We start from the raw sequence: 10,367 nt of genomic DNA on the forward strand, positions 1-10,367 counted from the left end.
CACTAGCACAATGAATCAAGATTATATAAAGCCCGATAACTGGTCTATCATAGAAGAAGGATTTGAAAAAGAAAGAGTAAAATCCTCCGAAAGTTTATTCAGTCTTGGAAACGGCGCCATGGGGCAACGCGCCAATTTTGAAGAGAAATATACCGGACCCACTTTTCAAGGAAGTTATATTGGAGGGGTATATTACCCGGACAAAACACGTGTAGGATGGTGGAAGAACGGCTATCCGGAATACTTTGCCAAGGTGTTGAACGCTCCCAACTGGATCGGGATCAACGTCCTTATTAACGGCGAAACTTTAGACCTGAACACCTGTAAAAATGTACAGGATTTTCGCAGGGAATTAAACATGCAGGAAGGGTGGTATACACGTAGCTTTAAGGCTACTTTGCCCAATGATACCATTATAGAAGTAAAGATTACCCGCTTCCTTAGTTTGGACCATGATGAAGTAGGTGCCATTAAATACCAAATTAAGGCGATAAACCAGGATAGCGCCATGGCCTTCCATCCCTATCTTGATAGTGGGATTACCAATGAGGACACCAATTGGGACGACCAATTTTGGAATACCACAGGGGTTACAACGGACGGTTCACAAGCCTTTATCGAGGCCCATACCATGAAGACCAATTTCGCTACCTGTACTTTTATGGAATCCAAATTGTTCCATAATAATGAATTGGTATTGGAAAAACCGCTGGAAGCCTTATCAGAGACTACTGTAGTACATCAATTTAAAAAGGACATTAAAAAAGGAGACACCCTTACCCTAATAAAATTTGGCGGATATACTGTTTCTACCAATCATAAGCCCAATGAACTGATAATGGCAGCCAAAAAAGTTTTGCAAAAAGTAACCGAAATAGGTTTTGAAGCCCTGTTGGAGCAACAAAGGATATCATGGTCCAAAATCTGGGAAATGAGCGATATTACCATTGAGGGCGATGTAAAGGCACAACAGGGAATTCGCTTCAATATTTTTCATTTAAACCAAACCTATCTGGGCAGGGATTCCAGACTTAATATTGGCCCCAAGGGATTTACTGGGGAAAAATACGGAGGAAGTACCTATTGGGACACAGAGGCCTACTGTATTCCCTTTTATATGGCCACCAAAAATAAAAAGGTAGCAAGAAACCTATTGACCTATAGGTACAACCATTTGGAAAAGGCTATTGAAAATGCCAGAAAATTAGGTTTTGTAAATGGAGCGGCCCTATATCCCATGGTAACCATGAACGGGGAGGAGTGCCATAACGAATGGGAAATAACCTTCGAGGAAATACATCGTAATGGGGCAATAGCCTTTGCCATTTACAATTATTACCGTTTTACAAGTGATTATACCTATATCCCGGAAATGGGGCTGGAGGTCTTGATCGGGATTGCCCGCTTTTGGCATCAAAGAGCCACATTTTCTACCCAAAAGAACAAATATGTAATTCTTGGGGTCACGGGTCCCAATGAATACGAGAACAATGTAAACAATAACTTTTACACCAATTATATTGCAAAATGGTGCATTAATTATGCGCTTCAGGAACTACAAAAAGTTAAGGATGGCTACCCAGATGATTATCACAGAATTATAGGAGTAACCAAACTTACAGAAAAAGAGACGGAGGCTTGGGCCAAGGTGGCCAAAAAAATGTACTTCCCCTTCGATGAAAAACTGGGCATTTATTTACAGCAGGATGGCTTTTTGGACAAGGAACTTATCCCTGTCAAGGAATTAAACCAAAAAGAGAGGCCTATCAACCAAAAATGGAGTTGGGACAGGATTTTGAGATCCCCTTACATTAAACAGGCAGATACCCTACAGGGATTTTATTTCTTTGAAGACCATTTTACTACGGAAGAACTAGAAAAGCATTTCGATTTTTACGAACCTTTTACCGTACATGAATCTTCATTATCCCCATGTGTGCACAGTATTCAGGCTGCAAAGCTGAACAGAATGGAACAAGCATATGCCTTTTACCTCCGAACTTCCAGATTGGATTTGGACGATTATAATAAGGAAGTAAAGGAAGGACTGCATATTACCTCCATGGCCGGTACCTGGATGAGCATAGTGGAAGGTTTTGGAGGTATGCGAATATTGGACGATAAACTGTCCTTTAGCCCAAGAATACCTAAACAATGGAAATCCTATTCCTTCAAGGTAAATTTCAGGAATAGAATCCTGAAGGTAAAGGTTACGGAAAACGAAACCACATTTGACCTGGAAGGCACAGACGAAATGTCCATTAGGGTAAACGGAAAACGCGTGGTTTTAACCGCCGGCCAGAAAACCTATTCCCTCGTCAACTAAGTTCTAGATACTATCAAAACAAAACGTTTAAAAAACACATAATTGGGATTGTTTTTTGAAAAAACTTGAAATAATTGGGTTGAAAGTCGCTCCCAAAATAAAATTTTTGAAAAAATTGACCCTAATTCCAAAAACAAGTATCATTATTGCACTGAAAAGCTAAGCGGCCAATAGATTAGGCTTTTTGTTCCGAAAAGAAAGCACAAAATGAAAGAGACCACTGCAATTAGAAAAACAGTTGTTTATCAAGTATTTACCAGATTGTTCGGGAATACCAATACCACCAATAAACCTTGGGGGACCATTGAGGAAAATGGAGTTGGTAAATTTAGTGACTTTACACAAAAGGCTTTAAAAGAAATCAAGGATCTGGGGGTAAGCCATATTTGGTATACGGGTATACCCCATCATGCCCTTATAAGGGATTATACCGCATACGGCATCTCCAATGACGATCCGGATATCGTTAAGGGCAGGGCGGGTTCGCCATATGCCGTTAAGGATTATTACAGCGTTAACCCCGATCTGGCCAATGATCCCCTCAATAGGAATTTGGAATTCAAGAAACTTTTGGCCAGGAGCCATAAGGCAGGCCTAAAAGTGATCATAGATATAGTTCCCAACCATATTGCCAGAAAATACGAAGGCAAGAACAACCCTGAAGGGGTAGTGGATTTTGGTGCTAATGACAATACCAATGTGGTCTACGACAAGGACAATAATTTTTATTACAATCCCGGGGAATCTTTTATGGTCCCGGATTGGCGGAATGGCTACCAACCTTTGGGAGGGGAGAACATCAACTTGGCCAATGGCAAATTTTCAGAAACCCCGGCAAAATGGACTGGAAATGGTTCCCGTTTGTCCAAACCGGATTTTAATGATTGGTATGAGACCGTAAAGATCAATTACGGAATTAGTCCGGACGGACATAGGGATTTCGCAAGCCTACCTGAAGATTTTGGCCATAAAAACTTTACTGAACATTTTAAATACTGGAAAAACCAAGTAGTTCCGGATTCCTGGATAAAATTTAGGGATATTGCCCTTTTCTGGTTGGACGAAGGAGTGGACGGATTTCGTTATGATATGGCCGAAATGGTTCCTGTAGAATTCTGGAGTTTTATGAATTCGTCCATAAAAATGAAAAAACCGGATGCATTTTTAATGGCAGAAGTATATAATCCACAGCTATACCGGGATTATATCTTTAAGGGAAAAATGGACTATCTCTATGACAAGGTAGAGTTTTACGACTCCTTAAAACATATCATGCAGGGACACGGCTGGACAGACCATATCCCGGTAGTCCAAAACGGACTCATGGATATTGAGCACCAAATGCTACATTTTCTGGAGAATCATGACGAGCAGCGTATTGCCTGTCCCGAATTTTTGGGAAATGCTGAAAAAGCCAAACCCGGTATGGTGGTTTCGGCAACTATAAGCACCTCGCCTACCATGATCTACTTTGGGCAGGAAGTAGGGGAACCGGCCGCCGAAAGTCCTGGATTTGGATCGCCAAGCAGAACCTCTATCTTCGATTATATTGGGGTTCCCCATTTTCAACGCTGGGTAAACAACAAAAAATTTGATGGAGGGCAATTGTCCCCAAAAGAAAAGGAGTTAAGGGCATTTTACAAGAACTTGCTCAATTTCACCATTAACAGTAGCGCTTTAATGGGAAAATACAAGGATATTCATTTTTATAACAAAGATCATACGGAATATTATAATCATAGGGTTTTATCCTTTGTTAGATGGTCCGAGAACGAAAAACTCATAATTATCTCTAATTTTGATGCTGGTCAGACCTTTGGGTTCGATCTAAAACTGCCGAGAGAAATTATTAGGGAATGGAGGCTACAGCATAGTACCTACCTTGTAAAGGACGAATTGTTCAAGGAAAAGGAGCTGTCCCTAAATGTGGAAAACGAAATTGGCCATATAAGAATTGATATACAACCCTTGGAATCCTTAATTTTAAGTTTAAATTAGATATATAGCATCGCTTTATGAAAACATCATCTTTAGTTGGATCTTTCTTCCTATTTCTATTAATTATAAGTTGTGACAATATGAATAAACCCTTGGTTATTGGCCATAGAGGTGCCATGGGGCATGAAACGGAAAACACCTTGGCGTCTATTCAAAAGGCAATGGATCTAGGTGTGGACATGATAGAAATTGATGTGTTTAAAATAAAAAGTGGCGAAACCGTAGTGTTTCACGATGAGGAAGTGGAAAGACTAACGGACAGCGTTGGAAAAATAGAGGATTATAATTTTGAAGACCTACAGAAACTAACCTTGATCGGCGATCATAAAATTCCGACGCTTCAGGAGGTCCTAAACCTTATAGATAAAAAAGTACAGTTGAATATAGAACTCAAAGGTGCCAACACTGCTGACAGAGTCAATTTTATCATGAACTACTATATAAAGGAAAAGGGTTGGCCTATGGATAAATTTATAATTTCCAGTTTTAGGTGGGACGAACTTAAGACTATGCGAACACTCAATGCCGAAGTACCCATTGCCATTCTTGTGTTTGGAGATCCACTGAATGCTTTGGAAATTGGAAAAGAGCTGCAAGCGGTGGCTATAAACCCTTATTTCGAAGACCTGACCTTGGAGAACGTAAACGAAATAAAAAAAGCAGGCTTCAAAATTTATCCCTGGACGGTAAATGAGCCAGAAGAAATTGAAGCTGTAGAGAGATTGGGAGTAGATGGAATTATCACCAATTTTCCAGAACGCATTAATTAATGTTCGATGTAATAGTTTTAGGAGGGGGTGCCGCAGGTTTCTATGGCGCCATACATATAGCAGAACGAAACCCCAAGTTAAAAATCGCCATCATGGAACGTGGCAAAGAGGTGCTTACCAAGGTAAAAGTATCCGGGGGGGGACGCTGCAACGTAGCCCATGCCGAATTTGACCCTAAGGAAATTTCCAAAAATTACCCCAGGGGAGAACGGGAACTTGTTGGACCATTTCACACGTATTGTAGCGGTGATACCATGGCTTTCTTTGAAAAAAGGGGCATCCAATTGAATATTGAAGGTGATGGGCGAATGTTTCCCGCTACCAATTCGTCCCAAACCATTATAGATTGCTTTCTTCAGGAAACGGAGCGCTTGGGAATCAAAGTCTTAAAGAACAGTTCCATTGTTGGGATAACATCTCTTAACGAAAATACAGTAAAAGGGGATTACGCTTGGGCAATCAAAACAATTCGAAACACCTACCAAGCCAAAAAAATACTGGTCGCTACGGGCAGCAATCCTAAAATATGGGAACTTTTGAGACAAATGGGGCATACCATAATAGCCCCAGTACCTTCGCTTTTCACTTTTAATATCGAGGATGAAAGAATAACGGGCATACAAGGGGTAAGTACCAATGCCAGCATCAAGATAATTCCCTCCAAGGTCAACAATGGAAAATTTAAATCGGCCTTAAAAAAGTATTCTATCCAGACCAGCGATCTGGAATCTGAGGGCCCGCTATTAATTACACATTGGGGAATGAGCGGTCCGGGTATTTTGAGGTTGTCCGCCTGGGGTGCACGGATTTTGAATGAGTTGAATTATAAGTTTACTATAAAAGTAAACTGGCTTCCTGCCTATCATGAAGAAGGTTTGTTGAGACAGCTTCAACAAATTAAGGAAGTTGAAGGAAAGAAAACCATATTGCGCACCAAAGCGTTTGATCTGCCAAAACGTTTGTGGGGCAGTCTGGTAAAGGCAGCGCAAATTTCGGATACCGATAAATGGGCCGATATTTCCAAAATTCAACTACAAAACTTAGCGAAACAATTAACGGGTTCCAAGTTTAGGGTAGATGGAAAAAGTACATTTAAGGAGGAATTTGTCACTGCAGGAGGGGTAGACCTAAAAGAAATAAATTTTAAGACCTATGAAAGCAAAATACTACCCGGATTATATTTTGCAGGGGAAGTGATAAATGTAGATGCCATTACGGGCGGATTCAACTTTCAAAATGCCTGGACCGGAGCCTATATTGCCGCCCAAGCCATAGCTATTGAGTAAACTCATAAACCCTAACATAATCTACAGTCATTTGTTGTGGAAATATAGTTAGATCCACACCATTTTGTCCGCCCCAAGTCCCGCCGATGGCAAGATTCAATTTTAAATAAAAAGGTTGGTCAAATGGCCATTCATTTATTGTTCGGTGCTCATTGTTAAAATAGTGGTACACCTTCCCGTCCAATAGAAAATTTATTTTCTCGCGTGTCCATTCCAAGGAATAGATATGGAATTCATCATAGGGATTGGCAATAAAAACTGCTTTCCCCTTGGCTGTTCCCTTAGTGTGATTGTAGGTTTCTGTATGTACGGAACCAAATATTGAATCCTTATTATAGCCCACATGTTCCATAATATCCAATTCGCCACATTTGGGCCAGTCTACCTCACTAATATTATCGCCCAGCATCCAAATGGCCGGCCATACACCCACCCCTTTTGGCAGTTTCGCCCTGACATCAATTTTACCATAGGTCCACTGTTCCAGGCCCCGTGTTGTTAGACTAGCAGAAGTATACTCCGCAAATTCCCGATTTTCCCGCCAATCCTCGGCCTCCTTGGACACATAAGCTTCATTGGCAATTTCTTCATAAATACTCTTCAGTATTAAATTTCCGCCCATTACGTAGGCATTCTTAAGGCTATCGGTATAATATTGATCTTCTTGGTTTCGAATCAGTCCTTTTTCATGTTTCCATTTAGTGGGATCGGGACCACCCTCCAAATCAAATTCATCCGACCACACCAACCTATAAGGTTCTTCTGGTAGACCATCCTCCTCAGAATCTTGATTTTTACAAGACGCCAAAAGGCATAAAAAGAACAAAAACAAATAAGGGAGATTTTTTTCCACATTTAAATTACTTAGGAAAGAAACAACACCAGCAACGCGGCCAATATAGCTCCAATAACTGGACCTAAAACGGGAATCCAAGCATAGCCCCAGTCGCTGCCACCCTTCCCCTTTATTGGCATTATGGCGTGCATTATTCGAGGGCCCAAATCTCTGGCAGGATTAATGGCATAGCCTGTGGTCCCTCCCAAGGAAAGTCCAATTCCCCACACCAAAAACGCAACGGGAAGTGCTCCCAAAGACCCTAGTCCAATAACCGTTTCCGTATCCGTTATGGTAGCATCTGTAAAATATAGTACTACAAATACCAGAGTAAAAGTACCTACTACTTCACTAAATAGATTGTTAATGGGATTTCTTATGGCCGGAGCTGTACAAAACACGGCCTTCTTGGTGTCCTGGTCCTCTGTGGCATCAAAATGATCTTTGTAAAAGAGCCAAACGATCAAAGCGCCCAACATGGCCCCTATAAATTGTCCCAAAACATAAATGGGAACCAATGCCCATTCAAATTTTTCCGCCATGGCAAGGCCTATGCTCACGGCCGGATTTAGATGTGCCCCGCTATAAGGTGCGGCCACTGCCACCCCAACGTATACGGCCAATCCCCAGGCGGTGGTAATGACCATCCAGCCAGCATCGTTAGATTTTGTTTTGTTCAGGATTACGTTGGCAACAACCCCGCCCCCTAAAAGGATCAGGAAAAAAGTGCCGATAATTTCAGCAATAAATGGAGTCATAGTTGGTTGGTTTTATATTTAATGGTTTAGTTTGGACCAATATTCTACAGCATCAATGGCCCTGTACCAGCCTTTAATATTTTGTTCTATTTCTTTTCTTTCCGTTGTGGGATCAAAATTGGCATCGACTTGCCAAATTTCCTGAATCTCTTCCAGATTTTTCCAGAATCCGACTGCCAAACCGGCCAAATAAGCCGCTCCCATAACTGTAGTCTCTATCACTTTTGGTCTTACGGTAGAAGTGTTGAGCACATCGGCCTGAAACTGCATCAGTAAATTATTGACGGTAGCTCCCCCATCGACCCTTAATTCTTTTATAGAAATTTTGGAATCCGCTTCCATAGCCTTCAAAACATCCATGGTCTGAAACGCAATGGATTCCAGAGCTGCTCTAGCAATATGGGCATCCGTACTACCCCTGGTAAGTCCAAATATACTTCCTTTGGCATGTTGGTTCCAGTAAGGCGCGCCCAGACCTGCAAAAGCGGGTACCAAATAGACCCCTTCCGTACTGTCTACAGAAGCCGCCAGCTTTTCTACATCTTCCGACTTTTTAATGATCTTTAAACTGTCCCGCAACCACTGAACTACCGCACCAGCTATAAAAATACTGCCTTCCAATGCATATTGGGTTTTCCCATTAATGGACCATGCAACAGTGGTTAACAGGTTGTTTTCAGAAACAATGGGTTTTTCCCCAATATTCATTAGCATAAAACAACCGGTTCCATAGGTGTTTTTAACCATTCCCGGTTTGGTACACATCTGGCCGAAAAGTGCCGCCTGTTGGTCTCCCGCAATTCCGGCAATGGGTATTTTGCTTGCAAAGAAATTAGGATTGGTATTTCCATAAACTTCACTGGACTGTTTTACCTGTGGCAGCATGCTCTTAGGAATGGTAAAAAGTTCTAAAAGCTCATCATCCCATTCCAAAGTATTTATATTGAAAAGCAATGTTCTAGAGGCATTCGTAACATCGGTAATGTGCAGTTCTCCCTTGGTCATGTTCCAAATTAACCAAGAATCGATGGTTCCCATAATCAAGTCCCCGGCATCCGCCCTTTTTCGGGCACCTTCCACATTGTCCAATATCCATTTTACTTTGGTACCTGAAAAATAGGAATCGATTACCAAACCGGTTTTTTGCCTTATCAGTTTGGATTTCCCTTGGCTCTTTAATTCATCGCAATAGTTGGAAGTTCTCTTATCCTGCCAAACAATGGCATTGTAAACTGGTTTTCCCGTCTTCCTATCCCAAACTACAACCGTTTCCCTTTGATTAGTAATCCCTATAGCCGCTATATCGGCACCATAAATACCCTTTTTAGTAGTCGCCTCCGCGGCCGTGCTGACCTGTGAGGACCAGATTTCCAAGGGGTCGTGCTCCACCCAACCCGGTTTCGGAAAATATTGGGTAAATTCTTTTTGGGCCACCGAAACGATGTTACCTTTTTTGTCAAAAACAACGGAACGGGAACTCGTTGTACCTTGATCCAGCGCCAGTATATATTTTTCCATATGGGTAAGATTAATTTTAAATGGGTATCAAGATAACAAAATATAGGCACTAAATTTGAAAAATTAATAACCAAACCTAAAGCATTTCAACAAAAGTGTTTTTTTTGATGCTAAACCAAAAAGTGACGGTTATGCCACAAAGTCCCGAATATGTACCATCTAAAATATTGTTATTTTTATACCGCTGTATTTAAAAAGGACATAGATGACAAATTATATTGTTCTGCTTAGGGGAATCAATGTAAGTGGCCAAAAGAAAATTAAAATGTCCCAACTACAGGCAATGCTGGAATCCTTGGGTTTTTCCGCGGTAAGCACCTATATACAAAGCGGTAATATTGTTCTAAAAAGCTCAGCGTCCATACCCAATGAAGTATCCCAAACCATTAAAAGGGGCATACACCAAGCTTTTGGCTTTGACGTCCCTGTAATGGCCTTGACCCTAGCTGAAATGGAAGAAATCCTTGAACAATCCCCATTTAGGGCACTAAATGAATCGGAATCGAAAAAATGGTACTATGTACTGATGCATGAAACTCCCAAAATGGATTTGATACACAGTCTACTACAAGAACAATTCCCCAATGAACGGTTCATGATTGCCAATAGCTGTGTTTACCTCAACTGTGACCAAGGCTATGGCAAAACAAAATGTGACAATAATTTTTTTGAAAAAAAACTTCAGGTTACCGCTACTACAAGGAACCATAGGACCATGATGAAGTTATTGGAAATGGGGAAACAAATCAGTGAACAGTAATCAGTGAACACTAGTCAGTAATGTACGTCCCTGATATAGGTTGACCACTTAAAGAGTGGAAAACTATGAAAGCAAACATACGGAGTATCCGCAAACAGCGTAAATACTCGGAAGAA

General features: G+C 41.1%; 8 protein-coding genes. 5 read left to right on the forward strand and 3 right to left on the reverse strand.

What is annotated here, in order from left to right; translation table 11 throughout:
* The first annotated feature begins 10 nt into the window (after positions 1–10).
* From LV92_RS18420 to LV92_RS18435, 4 genes are all read left to right on the forward strand, one after another.
* Complete coding sequence (locus LV92_RS18420; protein WP_111625067.1) at positions 11–2,326, forward strand: glycoside hydrolase family 65 protein; 2,316 nt, start codon at positions 11–13, stop codon at positions 2,324–2,326.
* A 207-nt stretch (positions 2,327–2,533) separates the two neighbouring features.
* Complete coding sequence (locus tag LV92_RS18425; RefSeq protein WP_111625068.1) at positions 2,534–4,324, forward strand: alpha-amylase family protein; 1,791 nt, start codon at positions 2,534–2,536, stop codon at positions 4,322–4,324.
* Between the two features lie 80 nt (positions 4,325–4,404).
* Positions 4,405–5,094 carry a glycerophosphodiester phosphodiesterase gene (locus LV92_RS18430; protein WP_245946434.1) on the forward strand — a complete coding sequence of 230 codons (690 nt, stop codon included), beginning with the start codon at positions 4,405–4,407 and terminating at the stop codon, positions 5,092–5,094.
* Entirely contained in the window at positions 5,094–6,380 is a 1,287-nt protein-coding gene (locus tag LV92_RS18435) for a BaiN/RdsA family NAD(P)/FAD-dependent oxidoreductase (RefSeq protein ID WP_111625070.1), read from the forward strand. The genes LV92_RS18430 and LV92_RS18435 overlap by 1 nt, the downstream gene beginning before the upstream one ends.
* Here LV92_RS18435 and LV92_RS18440 read toward each other — a convergent pair.
* Genes LV92_RS18440 through glpK form a run of 3 tightly spaced genes read right to left on the reverse strand, consistent with a single transcriptional unit; the run spans position 6,370 to position 9,491 of the window.
* Positions 6,370–7,233 (reverse strand): glycoside hydrolase family 16 protein, encoded by an 864-nt coding sequence (locus LV92_RS18440; protein ID WP_111625071.1) that lies wholly within the window; start codon positions 7,231–7,233, stop codon positions 6,370–6,372. The two genes, LV92_RS18435 and LV92_RS18440, sit on opposite strands and share 11 nt — an antisense overlap.
* Positions 7,234–7,244: 11 nt before the next feature.
* Entirely contained in the window at positions 7,245–7,973 is a 729-nt protein-coding gene (locus tag LV92_RS18445) for an MIP/aquaporin family protein (RefSeq protein ID WP_111625072.1), read from the reverse strand.
* Between the two features lie 18 nt (positions 7,974–7,991).
* Positions 7,992–9,491, reverse strand: coding sequence for a glycerol kinase GlpK (glpK, locus tag LV92_RS18450; protein ID WP_111625073.1), 1,500 nt, complete (start codon positions 9,489–9,491; stop codon positions 7,992–7,994).
* Between the two features lie 205 nt (positions 9,492–9,696).
* Between glpK and LV92_RS18455 the strand changes: the two genes are divergently transcribed.
* Entirely contained in the window at positions 9,697–10,251 is a 555-nt protein-coding gene (locus tag LV92_RS18455; RefSeq protein WP_111625074.1) for a DUF1697 domain-containing protein, read from the forward strand.
* The last annotated feature ends 116 nt before the right edge of the window (positions 10,252–10,367 follow it).

It is taken from the genome of Arenibacter echinorum (genome assembly GCF_003259375.1).
GTDB classification, from domain to species: Bacteria; Bacteroidota; Bacteroidia; order Flavobacteriales; family Flavobacteriaceae; genus Arenibacter; species Arenibacter echinorum.